We start from the raw sequence: 17,341 nt of genomic DNA, 5'->3' as shown, positions 1-17,341 counted from the left end.
TATTATTTGTGAATGAATTTGGTTAGCAATAACTACGATGATTGAGTTCCTCATTTATTTTGATAATATAGAAAATTAATATTAGCAGAATGAGATGATATTCATACTCATATTGCTGAATAGAATCATAAATAGGTACTCCATGCAAATACTTATTTCTGATTCCCCAGCTATTGTCATATGATTTGTTATTTAGGACAAAATTCAAATAATTAATTTCTTGAATTGAAAATAAGGTATCCGAAAATATTAACCATCCATTATCAAGCATCCTATCAGCACTGAGTTTTTCAGATTCAGATAAAGATATACTATTAACAGAGCCATATAAGAATATTTTTTCTAAAAGACTTATTTGGGACATATCTTTAAAAGATATAACACCTGTATCATTTTGGCAAATTCCAGCATCTATTAGTAGTTTTATGTAATCTATTTGATATTCATGAAAATTTGCATAACTCAAGCATTGTTGTGAAATTAATTCCTTAAAGTTGCTTCCTTTGTATTCCTCATTAATAAAATGAATAGGACTTTGGTCAGAGAATAATAAATTAACAATCTGTTGAATATTATTATCTGAATTATTCATTGAGAAGTATTTTCTTTTAGTAAAACTCTGCAAAGATTCAATTGAAGGAGTAGAAGTAATATTATACAAATTTACATCAATAAGCCCTTCTTCACTCAATAATTTGTATTGTTTTCTTAATGATTCTTCGATTCTAAAAAGTGTTGCTGTTTTATTTCCCGTTGTTTCTGAAATTGAAGGCACATCAAAATGTATCCAATCAATACCGTACTGATTAGTCAGGAAAATATCGAAAAACCAAGTAATGAAATCTTCAATTCTTAGACTGAATTTCTGTAGTATTTTTGATAAAGCAATCAGTTTCATCACGTATAGTTGATGCTTGACTGAGAAGTAAAAACCAAATTTATAGTGATTTCTAGTCGAAATGCCTAACGTTCTTTCAAGTACCCCCATCTCTAATTGAGGAAAGCTTGCTAATGCAAAAGTACCAACACTTGTGCTCAGTTCAAAGTCTTTACAAAAATAGTCTAATATATTTTGAAAATTATGTTTTTCAAAAAGTTTAGCACTATCTATAAAAGTTGATAATGTATATTCATATTGTTTTGGCCTAGCTCCACCTGTTGCGACTGCAATAGGATTATACAAACCTTTTTCAATTCCCTCAATATGAAGCTCCCTACTCTTTTTAATTGCGTAATAGTACGCTTCCTTCTTTGTATATACTCTAATATCAACTTGAATTCCAAAATCCTTATCATTAAAACTAGAATTAAATTCTTGAATTTTTTTGTCAATCAACAGTTTTTGTTTATCTGTAAGTTGAAAGTATCTATTCTTATCGAAACCTTTTATAGGGTTTCTTAAAATTTTTAAATAATTTATATTCACATCGGGGTCACAAATATATTTTTCAATTAAATCATTCCACTCTAAATTTGTGATATTACTTGGGATAACATTTTTACATGAATTTGAATCTACAAAATTATCGAGTAATATTTCAAGATGAGAGGGTGAACTCAGAAAAAATTGCTTAATGAAAGTAGGATACTTTTTTAGAAAATAGGTATTTTTTAAGAGATGACATAAATGTAGATTGGATTCTATAAAATATTGCACAAACTCTACTTCACTAATTTTTTGACCATAGTTAAATAATGTAAATATCTCAAAAAAGTCTTCACGATAGTTATATTCGCTTTGTAGAAGTTTTATGTTATTTAAAATCTCATCTTTCGGAGCAGAACCAAAATAATTATTTTGTAGTTGAATCATCGAAGGAAGAGATTTCTTTATTTCTTCAATATAGCTTAGCGACCAGTCAATTGAAAAACCCTCATTTTCTATGAATTTGATAATATTATAAAATTCAAGGGCTTCCAAAAAAGAATTTAGGCTATAAGAATTCGATAAATAAGCATCTAAAATTTCTTGAATTCTTGGAAAATAGAAACCGATAGATAAGTCATTTACATCATAAAATTTTACTCTAGAAATCATATATATTTTTTACATTTGAAAAATAAAATTACGTGCTATAAAAATACTTTGTACTTTTTATTATAAAAATCCCTCCAAAAATGTTGGTCAAAAAAATTTTTAACTAACTTTTCGGGGGGATTTAGGGGGGAATCAAACGAAGATACACCCTTTTTAGACTATTTTGTTCCTGCTAAACTGCTGTAGAATCGCTATTTTGAAGGTAAATCAAGCCTCTCCATTATTCCCACTCAACGGTTGCTGGTGGTTTACTTGTAATATCGTAGACGATACGGTTAACGTGGTCTACTTCGTTTACGATACGTACAGAGATTTTTTGAAGGACTTCCCAAGGGATCTTGGCAAAATCAGCTGTCATACCATCGATAGAAGTGATAGCGCGAATGGCAATGGTGTAGTCATATGTACGACCGTCACCCATAACACCTACTGAACGAACGCCTGTGTTGACAGTGAAATATTGCCAGATATCACGGTCAAGACCTGCTTTAGCAATTTCTTCACGAAGGATGGCATCCGACTCACGAACAGTTTCAAGTTTTTCCTCAGTGATTTCGCCCATGACACGGATAGCAAGCCCTGGTCCTGGGAATGGTTGGCGCCATACGATGTGGTCTGGCATACCAAGCTCTGTACCAAGGGCACGAACTTCGTCCTTGTAAAGAGTGTTGAGTGGTTCGATGAGTTCAAACTGCATGTCTTCTGGAAGACCACCAACATTGTGGTGTGATTTGATGGTTTGAGCAGTATCTGTACCAGACTCAATCACGTCAGTGTAAAGCGTTCCCTGAGCAAGGAATTTTACATCTTTGAGCTTGCTTGCTTCGTCATCAAAGACATAAACAAACTCGTTACCGATGATTTTACGTTTTTGTTCAGGGTCAGAAACGCCGGCAAGTTTATCAAGGAAGCGTTTTGAAGCATCAGCTTTGACAATATTCAAACCAAACTTACCACCAAGCATGTCCATAACTTGGTCAGCCTCTCCCTTACGAAGAAGACCGTGGTCTACAAAGATACAGATTAATTGATCACCGATTGCTTTTTGAAGAAGAACTCCAACAACAGAAGAGTCAACACCACCTGATAGGCCGAGAAGAACGCGCTTGTCACCTACAGTTTCACGGATTTTCTTGATCTGCATATCGATAAAGTTGTCCATTGACCAGTCACCTTTAGCTTTACAGATTTTAAGGGCAAAGTTGCGAAGGATATCATTCCCGTATACAGAATGGCGAACTTCTGGGTGGAATTGGATACCATAGATGTGCTTATCAGGGTTTTCAATAGCTGCATAAGGACAGTCAGCAGAAGTTCCAGTACGAACGAAATCAGCTGGAATCTCTGTAACAGCATCGCCATGGCTCATCAAAACAATCTGTTCTTCAGGAGTCCCTTCAAAGAGGGCAGAAGTGGTATGGGTAAGTGGTGATTGGCCATACTCACGGTTACCAGCATCACCCGCAGGGACAACTTTTCCTCCAAGTTTATGAGTTAAAAGTTGCATACCGTAGCAGATTCCCAAAATTGGAATACCAAGTTCAAAAATTTCTGGGTCAATATCAAATGAACCATCTTCATATACAGAGTTTGGTCCACCAGAGAGGATAATTCCTACAGGGTTTATCGCACGAACCTCTGCGGCTGAGATTTTGTGACTTTTTAGCTCTGAAAAAACACCGATCTCACGGATACGGCGTGAAATCAGCTGGTTGTATTGGCTACCATAGTCCAGCACGATGATTTTTTCGACATCTTGCAAATCAGTTGAAATGTTGCTCATCTTTTTCCTTTCTCAAAAGAAATATCTTTTTCAATATTCTATCACAAATAGGGGCGAATTACCAACTAAACAAGGCAAAGTTTGACTTTTTCTTAGCAAATACGGTACAATGGAGAAAATAAAGAAAAGAAGTGAGAATCATGTTACCAGCTTATATGAAAATCCACGATCAGATCAAGAAGGATATAGATGAGCATCATTGGAAAATCGGAGAGAGACTTCCAAGTGAGCGAGATTTAGCGGAACAGTTTCAGGTTAGTCGGATGACCTTGCGACAAGCTATCTCTCTCTTGGTTGAGGAAGGAGTTTTGGAGCGTCGTGTAGGAAGTGGAACCTTTGTTTCTAGTACTCGGGTCCAAGAAAAAATGCGGGGGACGACCAGTTTTACGGAGATTGTCAAATCTCAGGGGAAAGTTCCTTCCAGTCAACTCATTTCTTATAGAAGAACCATTCCCAACGAGCAGGAAGTGGCAAAGCTAGGCATTTCACCAACTGAAAATATCATCCGTATGGAACGGGTACGTTATGCTGATCAAGTTCCGTTAGTCTATGAAGTAGCATCTATACCTGAGAAATTTATTAAAAGTTTTAAGAAAGAAGAAGTAACCAGCCATTTCTTTCAAACCTTACAAGAACATGGTTACCGAATTGGCAAATCCCAACAGACTATTTATGCGAGATTGGCTAAGGAAAAGATAGCTCACTATCTGGAAGTTGAAAAAGGGCATGCCATTTTAGCCTTGACTCAGGTCTCTTATCTTGAAGATGGGACGGCTTTCGAGTATGTAAAGAGTCAATACGTGGGCGAACGCTTTGAATTTTATCTTGAAAATAACTAGTCTAGAAAGGCTAGTTTTTTGTTTTAGAAAAGATTAGAATTGTCAAAACAATCTGTCTAGGCTTGATTTTATCTATTATTTACTATAAAATGAGAAGGAAAAACGTCAAACTTTTATATTGCAAATAGGAGAAAAAATGACAAAAACATTAAAACGTCCTGAGGTTTTATCACCTGCAGGAACTTTAGAGAAGCTGAAAGTAGCTGTTCAATATGGTGCGGACGCAGTCTTCATCGGTGGACAGGCCTATGGTCTTCGTAGCCGTGCTGGAAACTTTACCTTTGAACAGATGGAAGAAGGAGTCCAGTTTGCTGCAAAGTACGGTGCCAAGGTCTATGTAGCTGCCAACATGGTTATGCACGAAGGAAACGAAGCTGGTGCTGGAGAATGGTTCCGTAAGTTGCGTGACATCGGGATTGCAGCAGTTATCGTGTCAGATCCGGCCTTGATCATGATTGCAGCAACTGAAGCACCAGGTCTCGAAATCCACCTTTCCACTCAAGCCAGTGCGACTAACTATGAAACTCTTGAGTTCTGGAAAGAACTTGGTCTAACTCGTGTGGTTTTGGCACGTGAAGTTTCAATGGAAGAATTGGCAGAGATTCGCAAACGCACTGATGTAGAAATTGAGGCCTTTGTCCATGGAGCCATGTGTATTTCTTACTCAGGTCGCTGTACGCTATCAAACCACATGAGTATGCGTGATGCCAACCGTGGTGGTTGTTCACAGTCTTGTCGTTGGAAATACGATCTTTACGACATGCCCTTTGGTCAAGAACGCAAGAGCCTTAAAGGTGAAATTCCAGAAGAATTTTCAATGTCAGCCGTTGACATGTCCATGATTGACCATATTCCAGATATGATCGAAAACGGTGTAGACAGTCTCAAGATTGAAGGTCGTATGAAGTCTATTCACTACGTTTCGACTGTAACCAACTGCTACAAGGCAGCTGTGGATGCTTATCTTGAAAGTCCTGAGAAATTTGAAGCCATCAAACAGGACTTGGTGGATGAGATGTGGAAGGTTGCCCAACGTGAATTGGCAACAGGATTCTACTATGGTACGCCGTCTGAGAATGAGCAGTTATTTGGTGCTCGTCGTAAGATTCCTGAGTACAAGTTTGTCGCTGAAGTCGTTTCTTATGATGATGCGACCCAAACAGCAACCATTCGTCAACGGAATGTAATCAACGAAGGTGACCAAGTTGAGTTTTACGGCCCAGGTTTCCGTCATTTTGAAACCTATATCGAAGATCTTCATGATTCTAAAGGCAATAAAATCGACCGTGCTCCAAATCCAATGGAACTCTTGACAATCAAGGTTCCACAACCTGTGCAAGCAGGTGACATGGTCCGCGCTCTCAAGGAAGGTCTTATCAATCTCTATAAGGAAGACGGGACAAGCGTTACAGTTCGTGCTTAGATAAGGCAAAGTGAATGATACAAGCACATGGTTTATTGGTAGATGATGAAAGCAGGTGCGTTCACTACCATAGTGTAAAGGATATCGTTTCCCTCCAGTGTTATGAATGCAAGAAATACTACGCTTGCTATCAGTGCCACAATTCTATGGAGACGCATGTATTTTCGCCCTATCCCTTGGCGCTTACCGAGGATCAACCGATTTTATGTGGGGCTTGTAAGAGGACAATGACATTTCAAGAATATCAAAAACAGATAGCTTGTCCTTACTGTAGTGCGCCATTTAATCCAGGTTGTAAACAACATCATTCATTTTATTTTAAATAGACAAAAATAGATCCAAGTTTTTAAGCTTGGGTCTTTTATTTTGCTTCAGAAACCTTAGTAAAAATACGGAGTTTCTTATGGAAACCGGTTAAAAATTTCTATACAATCGTACTAAAAATAGTAAAATTAGAAATAAATTATCTGAAACGCTTTCAATGTTAGTAAAAAGTTGACAAAAACAAATTTTAGGACTAAACTAAGTAAGTAAATTTAAATAAAAAGGAGAATTTATAATGAATTTAACATTTTTTGGTCTTTGTCTTGCCTGTATGGGTGTATCCCTTGCAGAAGGATTTTTGATGAACGGTTTGTTCAAATCAGCAGCTCGCCAACCAGACATCATTCCACAATTGCGTAGCTTGATGATCATGGGGATTGCCTTTATTGAAGGAACTTTCTTTGTAACTCTTGTCTTTTCATTTATCATCAAATAAAGAGAAGTATAAATTGGAAAAGGGAGGATTCTAGATGGAAGAAAGTATCAATCCAACCATCAATATTGGTCCTGTTACCTTTGATTTAACCTTGACAGCCTTGACCTTGCTGTCAGTGGTCGTTATTTTTGGCTTTATCTATTGGGCAAGTCGTAATATGACTGTAAAACCCAAAGGAAAGCAAAATGTACTAGAGTATCTCTATGACTTCGTAGTCGGATTTACAGAACCTAATGTAGGCTCACGGTACATGAAAAATTACTCACTCTTTTACTTGTGTTTATTTCTTTTTATGGTCATCGCAAACAATCTTGGTTTGATGGCTAAACTTCAAACTACAGATGGTACAAACCTTTGGACATCGCCAACTGCTAATCTTCAATTTGACTTGGCCTTGTCATTTGGAATTATCCTGATGACCCATATAGAAGGAATTCGTCGACGTGGTATTAAAAAGTATCTGAAAGGCTTTGTTACCCCAGGTTTTATGACACCGATGAATCTCCTTGAAGAAGTCACGAATTTCCTATCACTTGCTTTGCGGGTATTCGGAAATATCTTTGCCGGAGAAGTGATGGCTAGTTTGCTTATCACTCTTTCTCATCAGGCTCTTTATTGGTATCCAGTTGCATTTGTTACCAATCTAGTCTGGACGGCGTTTTCTGTGTTTATTTCCTGTGTTCAGGCTTATGTATTCACAGTCTTGTCTTCTATGTATCTAGGAAATAAAATTAATGATGAAGAGTAGAAAGGAGTAACAGATGCACGTAACAGTAGGTGAATTAATTGGTAACTTTATTTTAATCGCTGGCTCTTTTATCCTTTTGATTGTCTTAGTTAAGAAATATGCGTGGTCAAACTTGACAAGTGTCTTCGAAGAAAGAGCAAATAAAATTGCTGCTGATATTGATGGAGCTGAACAGGCTCGTCAAAAAGCAGAAACTCTTGCTCAAAAACGTGAAGATGAATTGGCTGGTAGTCGCAACGAAGCCAAAACAATCATTGAAAATGCTAAAGGGACTGCAGAGAAGAGTAAAGCAGATATTCTGGCAGATGCTAAATTAGAAGCAGGTCGCTTAAAAGAGAAGGCGAATCAAGAAATTGCTCAGAATAAAGCTGAGGCTTTGCAAAGTGTTAAGGGCGAGGTGGCAGATTTGACAATTAGTCTAGCTGCTAAAATCATCTCAAAAAACCTTGACAGTCATGCTCATAAGGAACTCATTGATCAGTATATCGATCAGCTAGGAGAAGCCTAATGGACAAGAAAACAGCAAAGGTAATTGAAAAATACAGCATGCCTTTTGTCCAATTAGTGATCGAAAAAGGAGAAGAAGATCAAATCTTTTCGGACTTGTCTCAAATCAAGCAAGTTGCAGAAGAAACAGACTTGCCTTCTTTTTTGGCTCAAGTGGCAGTAGATGAGTCAGATAAGGAAAAAACAGTGCGTTTTTTCCAAGACTCTGTGTCACCATTAATGCAAAACTTTATTCAAGTTCTGATTTACAATCACAGAGCAAATCTTTTTTATGATATTATTGTAGATTGTTTGAATCGACTTGAAAAAGAAACGAATCGATTTGAAGTAACGATTTCTTCAGCTCATCCTTTAACAAATGAACAGAAGGAACGCTTGATTCCGTTGATAGAGAAAAAAATGGCTCTGAAAGTTCGGAGTATCAAGGAACAATTCGATGAAAGTCTCATTGGAGGTTTTGTCATTTTTGCTAATCACAAGACAATTGATGTGAGTATTAAACAGCAACTTCGTGTTGTTAAAGAAAATTTGAAATAGAAAGTGGTGTTCTTTTGGCAATTAACGCACAAGAAATCAGCGCTTTAATTAAGCAACAAATTGAAAATTTCAAACCCAATTTTGATGTGACTGAAACTGGTGTTGTAACCTATATCGGGGACGGAATCGCGCGTGCCCACGGTCTTGAAAATGCCATGAGTGGAGAGCTCTTGATTTTTGAAAATGGCTCTTATGGTATGGCGCAAAACTTGGAGTCAACAGATGTTGGGATTATCATCCTCGGTGACTTTACGGATATCCGTGAAGGGGATACAATCCGTCGTACAGGTAAAATCATGGAAGTCCCAGTTGGTGATAACTTGATTGGACGTGTTGTGGATCCACTTGGTCGTCCAGTTGATGGTCTTGGAGAAATCCATACTGACAAGACTCGTCCAGTAGAAGCACCAGCTCCTGGTGTTATGGAGCGTAAGTCTGTTTCAGAACCATTGCAAACAGGTTTGAAAGCTATTGACGCCCTTGTACCGATTGGTCGTGGTCAACGTGAGTTGATCATCGGTGACCGTCAGACAGGGAAAACAACCATTGCGATTGATACAATCTTGAACCAAAAAGGTCAAGATATGATCTGTATCTATGTTGCAATTGGACAAAAAGAATCAACCGTTCGTACACAAGTAGAAACACTTCGTCAGTACGGTGCCTTGGACTACACAATCGTTGTGACTGCCTCTGCTTCACAGCCATCTCCATTGCTCTTCCTAGCTCCTTATGCTGGAGTTGCTATGGCTGAAGAGTTTATGTACCAAGGGAAGCATGTTTTGATCGTTTATGATGATCTTTCAAAACAAGCGGTAGCTTATCGTGAACTTTCCCTCTTGCTTCGTCGTCCACCAGGTCGTGAAGCCTTCCCAGGGGATGTTTTCTACCTCCACAGTCGTTTGCTTGAGCGCTCAGCTAAAGTTTCTGATGAACTTGGTGGTGGTTCAATCACAGCCCTACCATTTATCGAAACGCAAGCAGGAGATATCTCTGCATATATCGCAACCAACGTAATTTCAATTACAGATGGGCAAATCTTCCTTGGAGATGGTCTCTTTAATGCAGGGATTCGTCCAGCTATTGATGCGGGTTCATCTGTATCTCGTGTAGGTGGTTCCGCTCAAATCAAAGCCATGAAGAAAGTAGCTGGTACGCTTCGTATCGACCTTGCTTCTTACCGTGAACTAGAGGCCTTCACTAAGTTCGGTTCTGATTTGGATGCAGCAACACAGGCTAAGTTGAACCGCGGACGTCGTACGGTAGAAGTATTGAAACAACCAGTTCACAAGCCTTTGCCTGTTGAGAAACAAGTTACCATCCTGTATGCTTTGACACACGGATTCTTGGATACAGTTCCAGTGAATGACATTGTTCGTTTTGAGGAAGAGTTCCATGATTTCTTTGATGCGCAACATCCAGAGATTTTGGAAACCATTCGTGAAACAAAAGACTTGCCAGAAGAAGCAGTCTTGGATGCTGCGATTACAGAGTTTCTCAATCAATCCAGCTTCCAATAAGAATAGAGGTGTCAGATGGCAGTATCTCTAAATGATATTAAAACAAAAATCGCCTCAACAAAAAATACTAGTCAAATCACTAATGCCATGCAAATGGTATCGGCTGCCAAGTTAGGTCGCTCTGAAGAAGCAGCACGCAATTTTCAAGTTTATGCTCAGAAGGTTCGTAAGCTTTTGACGGATATTCTGCATGGTAACGGATCTGGTGGTTCTACCAATCCGATGCTCATTAGTCGTCCAGTCAAAAAGACAGGCTATATTGTCATCACTTCAGACCGTGGCTTGGTTGGAGGTTATAATGCTTCCATCCTTAAAGCCGTTATGGAGTTGAAAGAAGAATACCATCCAGATGGTAAAGATTTTGAGATAATCTGTATCGGTGGTATGGGAGCTGATTTCTTTAAGGCTCGTGGCATTCAACCAATCTATGAATTACGAGGCTTGGCCGACCAACCTAGTTTTGATGAAGTTCGTAAAATTATTTCAAAAACGATTGAGATGTATCAAAATGAACTTTTTGACGAACTCTATGTCTGCTATAATCACCACGTCAATACACTTACCAGTCAAATGCGTGTGGAGCAAATGCTTCCGATTGTTGACCTTGATCCAAACGAAGCAGATGAGGAGTATAGCTTGACATTTGAGTTGGAAACAAGCCGAGAAGAAATTTTGGAGCAATTGTTGCCACAGTATGCTGAAAGTATGATTTATGGTGCCATTATCGATGCCAAGACAGCTGAAAATGCCGCTGGTATGACAGCTATGCAGACAGCGACTGATAATGCCAAGAAAGTCATCAATGATTTGACCATACAGTATAACCGTGCCAGACAGGCGGCGATTACACAAGAAATTACAGAAATTGTAGCAGGTGCTAGTGCCTTAGAATAAGGCTTTACCCTGTACATATCAAAATGAACTTAGGGCCTAGGTAAACTAGGAACCGACAGTATCTTATATAGAATAGGAGAAGGAGATGAGTTCAGGTAAAATTGCTCAGGTTATTGGACCCGTTGTAGACGTTTTGTTTGCGGCAGGGGAAACACTTCCTGAGATTAACAATGCACTTGTCGTCTACAAAAATGACGAAAGAAAAACAAAAATCGTCCTTGAAGTAGCCTTGGAGTTGGGTGATGGTATGGTCCGTACTATCGCCATGGAATCAACAGATGGTTTGACTCGTGGAATGGAAGTTTTGGACACAGGTCGTCCAATCTCTGTGCCAGTAGGTAAAGAAACTTTGGGACGTGTCTTCAATGTTTTGGGAGATACCATTGACTTGGATGCTCCTTTTGCTGAAGACGCTGAGCGTCAGCCAATTCATAAAAAAGCTCCAACTTTTGATGAGTTGTCTACGTCTTCTGAAATTCTCGAAACTGGGATTAAGGTTATCGACCTTCTTGCCCCTTACCTTAAAGGTGGGAAAGTTGGACTCTTTGGTGGTGCCGGAGTTGGTAAAACTGTCTTGATCCAAGAATTGATTCACAACATTGCCCAAGAACACGGTGGTATTTCAGTATTTACCGGTGTTGGGGAACGTACTCGTGAAGGGAATGACCTTTACTGGGAAATGAAAGAATCAGGCGTTATCGAGAAAACAGCCATGGTATTTGGTCAGATGAATGAGCCACCAGGAGCCCGTATGCGTGTTGCTCTTACTGGTTTAACAATCGCCGAATACTTCCGTGATGTAGAAGGCCAAGATGTGCTTCTCTTTATCGATAATATCTTCCGTTTCACTCAAGCTGGTTCAGAAGTATCTGCCCTTTTGGGTCGTATGCCTTCAGCCGTTGGTTACCAACCAACACTTGCTACGGAAATGGGTCAATTACAAGAACGTATCACATCAACTAAGAAGGGTTCTGTAACCTCTATTCAGGCTATCTATGTGCCAGCGGATGACTATACTGACCCTGCACCAGCAACAGCTTTTGCTCACTTGGATTCAACAACAAACTTGGAACGTAAGTTGGTACAGTTGGGTATCTATCCAGCCGTTGATCCGTTGGCTTCAAGCTCTCGTGCCTTGGCACCTGAAATTGTCGGAGAAGAGCACTATGCAGTTGCTGCTGAAGTCAAGCGTGTCCTTCAACGTTACCATGAATTGCAAGATATCATTGCCATCCTTGGTATGGATGAGCTTTCTGATGAAGAAAAGACCTTGGTTGCCCGTGCCCGTCGTATCCAGTTCTTCTTGTCACAAAACTTCAACGTTGCGGAGCAATTTACTGGCCAACCTGGTTCTTATGTACCAGTAGCAGAAACAGTTCGTGGTTTCAAGGAAATCCTTGATGGTAAACATGACCACTTGCCAGAAGATGCCTTCCGTGGTGTCGGTTCAATCGAAGACGTCATTGCTAAGGCAGAGAAAATGGGATTTTAAGAGGTGATCTATGGCTCAGTTAACTGTCCAGATCGTGACACCAGATGGCCTCGTCTATGATCACCATGCCAGCTTTGTATCGGTACGAACTCTGGATGGTGAGATGGGGATCTTGCCACGACATGAAAATATGATTGCGGTTTTAGCGGTTGATGAAGTAAAGGTAAAACGAATCGATGATGATACTCATGTGAACTGGATTGCAGTGAACGGAGGGATTATCGAGATTGCCAATGACATCATTACCATCGTAGCAGACTCAGCAGAACGTGCTCGTGATATCGATATCAGTCGTGCAGAACGTGCGAAACTTCGCGCTGAACGTGAAATCGAAGAAGCTCAAGACAAGCACTTAATCGACCAAGAACGACGCGCTAAGATTGCTCTTCAACGTGCCATTAACCGTATCAATGTCGGAAATAAACTATAATCAAAAAATGAACTTGAAACTCAAGTTCATTTTTTTTAATGTGGGAAGTTGATGCAAACTGCTTCAGGAACATGGAAGTCGTTAGAAAGCTCCGCAAGACGGCCAGTTTCAGGATTACGCTTAAAGACGGTTGCGTTATCAGAATCTTGGTGAACAGCAATAAGAAACTCTTGATCAGGAGTTAGGTCGAAATCACGTGGATTTTGTCCATGTGTTGGTACGATTTCTAATAATTCCAGACTGCCATCAGCGAGGATTGTATAGACGGCAATGGAATCATGGCCTCGATTGGATGCATAGAGGTATTTACCATCTTTTGAGAGACGAATGGCAGCAGTAGCATTGAAATCCTCGTATCTATCTGGTAAGGTTGAAATAACTTGCATGCGTTCAAATTCACCAACACCATCGTAAATCAAGACTTCAATGGTACTATTTAGTTCGCAAATGAGGTAGGCAATCTTATAATGATGATGGAAAACGATGTGGCGAGCACCTGCTCCAGGCTGGCTGTGATAAGTGTGGAGCTTACTTAGTTTTCCTTCTGGGCTAACATCGTAGGTCGTCACCTCGTCCGTACCTAGGTCACATGTGACGAGATACTGATCAGGTGTTAGATCAGTAAAGTGTACATGTGGAGAAGTTTGGTTTTCATGAGGACCTTGTCCGCTATGCTGATCCAGATCCGTTTGGATGAGACTACCATCCGTTTGACGCTGATAAACCAGAATTTGACCTTTATGATAATTGGCTCCGTAAACGAGACTACGTTTTTCATCCACTGCCACATAACAATGGGGAGCGCCTTCTTCAACCACATGATTTAACAAAGTACCATCGGTTTTGTAAGCAGCGATTCCACCCAAGCCATCCTGACTCCCTACGGTGTATAAGTGTTGTTGTTGGTCAAAGGCAAGGTAGGTCGGACTTGGTTCAGCAGCAAAGAGTTCAAGATTCGCAAGCTGGCCTGTTTCTGTATCAAAATCTGCCTTGTATATCCCTTTAGATGAGCGACGAGTATAAGTTCCAAAATAAACAGTTTCTTTCATGTCCATACCTCTTAATAATGATAAATTCATTATACCACAAAATGACAGTTTGGAAGTGTTCATTTAATCTATGTAAGCACTTTAATAAGAGTTATTTTAAATTAAAAATGGTATAATGAGAGAATGACAGAAAGGATGTATTTATGGAACATAAAGAGAAACATTTTAGCCTATCTTGGTTTTTTAAGTGGTTTTTAGATAATAAAGCTATCACTGTATTTTTAGTAACCTTGTTACTGGGGCTTAACATTTTTATTCTAAGTAAGATTAGTTTTATCTTTTTACCTGTTTTGGATTTTTTAGGGGTTGTCATGTTGCCAGTTATTTTATCTGGTTTACTTTATTACCTCCTCAATCCGATTGTTGACTGGATGGAGAAACACAAGATCAATCGCGTTCTTGCTATCAGTATAGTTTTTGTCATTATTGGACTTTTTATCATTTGGGGTCTGGCAGTCGCTATTCCAAATCTGCAACGCCAAGTCTTAAATTTTGCGAAGAATGTGCCGACTTATCTTAAGGATGCTGATATGGTTATCAATGACCTTGTAACCAAACGCTTGCCAGATGATTTTAGACCTCAGTTGGAGCAGGTTCTTGCAAATGTTTCTACAGAAGCAACGATATGGGCCAGCAAAATTTCTTCTCAAGCCGTCAACTGGGTCAGCGCCTTTATCAGTAGTGTTTCTCAGGTGATTGTAGCGGTCATTATCGTACCCTTTATGCTCTTCTATCTCTTGCGCGATGGAAAAGGCTTGCGAGATTATTTGACTAAGTTTATTCCAACGAAGTTAAAAGAACCTGCGGGTGAAGTCCTATCGGATGTCAATAAACAGCTGTCAAACTACGTTAGAGGACAGGTTACAGTTGCTATTATCGTGGCAATTATGTTTATTATCTTCTTTAAGATTATTGGTCTCAGATATGCTGTAACTCTTGGTATTACGGCTGGTATCCTCAATCTAGTACCTTACCTGGGTAGTTTCCTTGCCATGCTTCCAGCTTTAGTTCTTGGCTTGATTGCAGGACCAGTCATGCTTTTAAAAGTCGTCATTGTCTTTATCGTGGAACAAACGATTGAAGGTCGCTTCGTATCTCCGCTTATTTTGGGTAGTCAACTGAACATCCATCCGATCAATGTCCTCTTTGTTCTCCTAACTTCAGGTTCTATGTTTGGTATTTGGGGAGTCTTGCTGGGAATTCCTGTCTATGCTTCTGCCAAGGTCGTTATCTCAGCTATCTTTAACTGGTATAAAAAAGTCAGCGGTTTGTATGAAGAAGGGGAGGAAATCAAGAGTGAACAATAGTCAACGCATGCTCCAGGCTTTGGATGAACAGGATTTAACCAAGGCGGATCAGTATTTTCACAAGGCCCTCGAAACAGATTCAAGTGAAGTTCTTTACGAACTAGCAAGCTATCTAGAGGGAATTGGCTTTTATCCTCAAGCAAAAGAGATTTACCAAGATATCGTTACAGAATTTCCAGAAGTGAATCTGAACTTAGCAAGTATTGCTAGCGAGGATGGCAATGTTGAGGAAGCATTTGCTTACCTTGAGGAAATCACACCTGAAAGTGACTGGTATGTATCGGCTTTGGCCTTGAAGGCAGACCTCTATCAGTTGGAGGGATTGACAGATGTAGCGCGTGAAAAGTTACTGGAAGCCCTAAACTACTCAGACGATCCCTTATTAGTTTTTGGTTTGGCTGAGTTAGATAGTGAGTTAGGAAATTATCAGGAAGCTATTCAGGGCTATACTCAATTAGACAATCGCTCCATCTATGAGCAAACGGGTGTCTCAACCTACCAACGAATTGGCTACGCTTATGCCCAGTTAGGCAAGTTTGAAGCTGCTACAGAATTCTTAGAAAAAGCTTTAGAACTAGAATACGATGACCAAACTGCCTTTGAACTGGCTAGTCTTTACTTTGACCAAGAAGAGTATCAAAAATCAGCTCTCTACTTTAAGCAGATTGATACCATTTCGCCAGATTTTGAGGGATATGAGTATGGTTATAGTCAATCCTTGCACAAGGAACATCAGATAGAAGAAGCTCTCCGTATCGTTAAACAGGGTTTGGAGAAAAATCCATTTGAAACTCGTCTCTTACTAGCTGCTTCTCAGTTCTCGTATGAATTACATGATCCTAGCGGTGCGGAGGACTTTCTCCTTACTGCAAAAGAAGATGCAGAGGATACAGAAGAAATATTCCTTCGCCTTGCAACCATCTATATGGAACAAGAGCGGTTTGAGGACATTATCGCTCTCCAAAGTCAAGAACCTGAAAACGTCTTGACCAAGTGGATGATTGCCCGTTCTTATCAGGAAATCGAGGATTTAGATAGGGCCTATGAGCTCTATCAAGAACTGTCGTCTGACCTCAAGGACAATCCAGAGTTTCTGGAACAATATACTTATCTCTTGCGTGAATTGGGGTATTTTGAAGAAGCTAAGACTCAAGCAGAGGTATATTTAAAACTGATTCCAGATGATGTTCAGATGCAAGAACTGCTAGAAACACTTTAAAAATATCCTATAAAGCAAAACTGTATCTAGTCATTTTGATGGATGCGGTTTTTTATTTTCAAAAGGAAACAGAATTTTTTTACAATAACCCTTGCTAAATTGTTTATTTATGCTATAATAGGAATAATTATTTTCAGGAGGTGCAGTATGTCTTATTTGTTTGAGATATTACCGAGTTTATTGAGCGGTGCAAGCATGACCTTACAGGTTTTTGTACTGGTCTTGATTTTTTCTATTCCCTTGGGCGTTTTGATTGCCTTTGCCTTGCAAGTCCATTGGAAGCTCCTCCATTATCTGATCAATATTTATATCTGGATCATGCGGGGAACACCCTTGCTCTTGCAATTGATCTTTATCTATTATGTGCTCCCAAATATTGGGATTCGTTTGGATCGCCTTCCTGCGGCTATTATTGCCTTTGTTTTAAATTATGCAGCTTACTTTGCTGAAATCTTCCGTGGGGGGATTGATACCATTCCTAAGGGTCAATATGAGGCTGCTAAGGTCTTGAAGTTTAGCCCTTTTGCCACAGTGCGCTATATTATCTTACCACAGGTGACCAAAATTGTTCTTCCTAGTGTATTTAATGAGGTCATGAGTTTGGTCAAGGATACTTCTTTGGTCTATGCTTTGGGGATTTCAGATTTAATTTTGGCTAGTCGGACAGCAGCCAACCGTGATGCTAGTCTGGTTCCTATGTTCTTGGCAGGAGCAATTTACTTGATTTTGATTGGTATTGTGACTATCCTTGCCAAAAAAGTTGAGAAGAAGTACAGTTATTACAGATAGGAGATT

Annotated in this window: 17 protein-coding genes; 14 read left to right on the top strand and 3 right to left on the bottom strand. The window is 39.5% G+C overall.

Features of this window, described 5'->3' with window-relative positions; genetic code table 11:
- Window positions 1-22: 22 nt before the first annotated feature.
- Window positions 23-2,038 carry a hypothetical protein gene (locus HMPREF0850_RS09345; RefSeq protein WP_000625645.1) on the bottom strand — a complete coding sequence of 672 codons (2,016 nt, stop codon included), beginning with the start codon at window positions 2,036-2,038 and terminating at the stop codon, window positions 23-25.
- Window positions 2,039-2,258: 220 nt separating this feature from the next.
- Window positions 2,259-3,821: a glutamine-hydrolyzing GMP synthase gene (gene guaA / locus HMPREF0850_RS09340; RefSeq protein ID WP_000065696.1), complete on the bottom strand. Its 1,563-nt coding sequence runs from the start codon at window positions 3,819-3,821 to the stop codon at window positions 2,259-2,261.
- 140 nt (window positions 3,822-3,961) lie between these two features.
- Here guaA and HMPREF0850_RS09335 point away from each other — a divergent pair, with 140 nt between their 5' ends.
- The 11 genes from HMPREF0850_RS09335 to HMPREF0850_RS09290 all read left to right on the top strand — a co-directional run bounded on the left by HMPREF0850_RS09335 (window position 3,962) and on the right by HMPREF0850_RS09290 (window position 12,971).
- On the top strand, window positions 3,962-4,660 hold the full coding sequence (locus HMPREF0850_RS09335) for a GntR family transcriptional regulator (RefSeq protein WP_000936176.1): 699 nt from the start codon (window positions 3,962-3,964) through the stop codon (window positions 4,658-4,660).
- Window positions 4,661-4,796: 136 nt separating this feature from the next.
- Complete coding sequence (locus HMPREF0850_RS09330; protein ID WP_000169099.1) at window positions 4,797-6,083, top strand: peptidase U32 family protein; 1,287 nt, start codon at window positions 4,797-4,799, stop codon at window positions 6,081-6,083.
- Window positions 6,084-6,097: 14 nt separating this feature from the next.
- Window positions 6,098-6,409 (top strand): CHY zinc finger protein, encoded by a 312-nt coding sequence (locus tag HMPREF0850_RS12830; RefSeq protein WP_009014001.1) that lies wholly within the window; start codon window positions 6,098-6,100, stop codon window positions 6,407-6,409.
- Between the two features lie 233 nt (window positions 6,410-6,642).
- Window positions 6,643-6,843: a F0F1 ATP synthase subunit C gene (locus HMPREF0850_RS09325; protein WP_001054552.1), complete on the top strand. Its 201-nt coding sequence runs from the start codon at window positions 6,643-6,645 to the stop codon at window positions 6,841-6,843.
- A 34-nt stretch (window positions 6,844-6,877) separates the two neighbouring features.
- The gene (atpB, locus tag HMPREF0850_RS09320) at window positions 6,878-7,591 is read left to right on the top strand and encodes a F0F1 ATP synthase subunit A (RefSeq protein WP_000392864.1); all 714 of its coding nucleotides are present in this window, start codon (window positions 6,878-6,880) and stop codon (window positions 7,589-7,591) included.
- Window positions 7,592-7,604: 13 nt separating this feature from the next.
- Window positions 7,605-8,099 (top strand): F0F1 ATP synthase subunit B, encoded by a 495-nt coding sequence (atpF, locus tag HMPREF0850_RS09315; protein WP_000558545.1) that lies wholly within the window; start codon window positions 7,605-7,607, stop codon window positions 8,097-8,099.
- On the top strand, window positions 8,099-8,635 hold the full coding sequence (locus tag HMPREF0850_RS09310) for a F0F1 ATP synthase subunit delta (protein ID WP_000358980.1): 537 nt from the start codon (window positions 8,099-8,101) through the stop codon (window positions 8,633-8,635). Before atpF ends, HMPREF0850_RS09310 begins: the two co-directional genes overlap by 1 nt.
- 14 nt (window positions 8,636-8,649) lie before the next feature.
- Window positions 8,650-10,155, top strand: a complete 1,506-nt coding sequence (gene atpA, locus HMPREF0850_RS09305; RefSeq protein ID WP_000996626.1) for a F0F1 ATP synthase subunit alpha — start codon at window positions 8,650-8,652, stop codon at window positions 10,153-10,155.
- A 15-nt stretch (window positions 10,156-10,170) separates the two neighbouring features.
- A complete protein-coding gene (locus tag HMPREF0850_RS09300) occupies window positions 10,171-11,049 on the top strand; it encodes a F0F1 ATP synthase subunit gamma (RefSeq protein ID WP_000301229.1) in 879 nt (292 codons plus the stop codon).
- Window positions 11,050-11,134: 85 nt separating this feature from the next.
- Entirely contained in the window at window positions 11,135-12,541 is a 1,407-nt protein-coding gene (atpD, locus tag HMPREF0850_RS09295; RefSeq protein ID WP_000094370.1) for a F0F1 ATP synthase subunit beta, read from the top strand.
- Window positions 12,542-12,551: 10 nt separating this feature from the next.
- Window positions 12,552-12,971: a F0F1 ATP synthase subunit epsilon gene (locus HMPREF0850_RS09290; protein ID WP_000068036.1), complete on the top strand. Its 420-nt coding sequence runs from the start codon at window positions 12,552-12,554 to the stop codon at window positions 12,969-12,971.
- Between the two features lie 35 nt (window positions 12,972-13,006).
- Here the strand turns inward: HMPREF0850_RS09290 and HMPREF0850_RS09285 are convergent, their stop codons facing one another.
- A complete protein-coding gene (locus HMPREF0850_RS09285; protein ID WP_000665611.1) occupies window positions 13,007-14,020 on the bottom strand; it encodes a lactonase family protein in 1,014 nt (337 codons plus the stop codon).
- A 143-nt stretch (window positions 14,021-14,163) separates the two neighbouring features.
- Between HMPREF0850_RS09285 and HMPREF0850_RS09280 the strand changes: the two genes are divergently transcribed.
- The 3 genes from HMPREF0850_RS09280 to HMPREF0850_RS09270 all read left to right on the top strand — a co-directional run bounded on the left by HMPREF0850_RS09280 (window position 14,164) and on the right by HMPREF0850_RS09270 (window position 17,335).
- Window positions 14,164-15,327, top strand: a complete 1,164-nt coding sequence (locus HMPREF0850_RS09280; RefSeq protein ID WP_000400295.1) for an AI-2E family transporter — start codon at window positions 14,164-14,166, stop codon at window positions 15,325-15,327.
- Complete coding sequence (locus HMPREF0850_RS09275; protein ID WP_001065977.1) at window positions 15,317-16,546, top strand: tetratricopeptide repeat protein; 1,230 nt, start codon at window positions 15,317-15,319, stop codon at window positions 16,544-16,546. Before HMPREF0850_RS09280 ends, HMPREF0850_RS09275 begins: the two co-directional genes overlap by 11 nt.
- Window positions 16,547-16,693: 147 nt before the next feature.
- A complete protein-coding gene (locus tag HMPREF0850_RS09270) occupies window positions 16,694-17,335 on the top strand; it encodes an amino acid ABC transporter permease (protein WP_000120845.1) in 642 nt (213 codons plus the stop codon).
- Window positions 17,336-17,341: the final 6 nt, after the last annotated feature.

Source organism: Streptococcus sp. M143 (genome assembly GCF_000162495.1).
GTDB classification, from domain to species: Bacteria; Bacillota; Bacilli; order Lactobacillales; family Streptococcaceae; genus Streptococcus; species Streptococcus dentisani.
The sequence above is the reverse complement of the archived record's forward strand: the minus strand, read 5'-3'. Positions and strand labels throughout refer to the sequence as shown.

What these genes read in the sequence shown, in the direction of transcription:
- HMPREF0850_RS09345 (WP_000625645.1), bottom strand. Translation starts at nt 2,038, where the DNA reads ATGATTTCTAGAGTAAAATTTTATGATGTAAATGACTTATCTATCGGT.
- guaA (WP_000065696.1), bottom strand. Translation starts at nt 3,821, where the DNA reads ATGAGCAACATTTCAACTGATTTGCAAGATGTCGAAAAAATCATCGTG.
- HMPREF0850_RS09335 (WP_000936176.1), top strand. Translation starts at nt 3,962, where the DNA reads ATGTTACCAGCTTATATGAAAATCCACGATCAGATCAAGAAGGATATA.
- HMPREF0850_RS09330 (WP_000169099.1), top strand. Translation starts at nt 4,797, where the DNA reads ATGACAAAAACATTAAAACGTCCTGAGGTTTTATCACCTGCAGGAACT.
- HMPREF0850_RS12830 (WP_009014001.1), top strand. Translation starts at nt 6,098, where the DNA reads ATGATACAAGCACATGGTTTATTGGTAGATGATGAAAGCAGGTGCGTT.
- HMPREF0850_RS09325 (WP_001054552.1), top strand. Translation starts at nt 6,643, where the DNA reads ATGAATTTAACATTTTTTGGTCTTTGTCTTGCCTGTATGGGTGTATCC.
- atpB (WP_000392864.1), top strand. Translation starts at nt 6,878, where the DNA reads ATGGAAGAAAGTATCAATCCAACCATCAATATTGGTCCTGTTACCTTT.
- atpF (WP_000558545.1), top strand. Translation starts at nt 7,605, where the DNA reads ATGCACGTAACAGTAGGTGAATTAATTGGTAACTTTATTTTAATCGCT.
- HMPREF0850_RS09310 (WP_000358980.1), top strand. Translation starts at nt 8,099, where the DNA reads ATGGACAAGAAAACAGCAAAGGTAATTGAAAAATACAGCATGCCTTTT.
- HMPREF0850_RS09300 (WP_000301229.1), top strand. Translation starts at nt 10,171, where the DNA reads ATGGCAGTATCTCTAAATGATATTAAAACAAAAATCGCCTCAACAAAA.
- atpD (WP_000094370.1), top strand. Translation starts at nt 11,135, where the DNA reads ATGAGTTCAGGTAAAATTGCTCAGGTTATTGGACCCGTTGTAGACGTT.
- HMPREF0850_RS09290 (WP_000068036.1), top strand. Translation starts at nt 12,552, where the DNA reads ATGGCTCAGTTAACTGTCCAGATCGTGACACCAGATGGCCTCGTCTAT.
- HMPREF0850_RS09285 (WP_000665611.1), bottom strand. Translation starts at nt 14,020, where the DNA reads ATGAAAGAAACTGTTTATTTTGGAACTTATACTCGTCGCTCATCTAAA.
- HMPREF0850_RS09280 (WP_000400295.1), top strand. Translation starts at nt 14,164, where the DNA reads ATGGAACATAAAGAGAAACATTTTAGCCTATCTTGGTTTTTTAAGTGG.
- HMPREF0850_RS09270 (WP_000120845.1), top strand. Translation starts at nt 16,694, where the DNA reads ATGTCTTATTTGTTTGAGATATTACCGAGTTTATTGAGCGGTGCAAGC.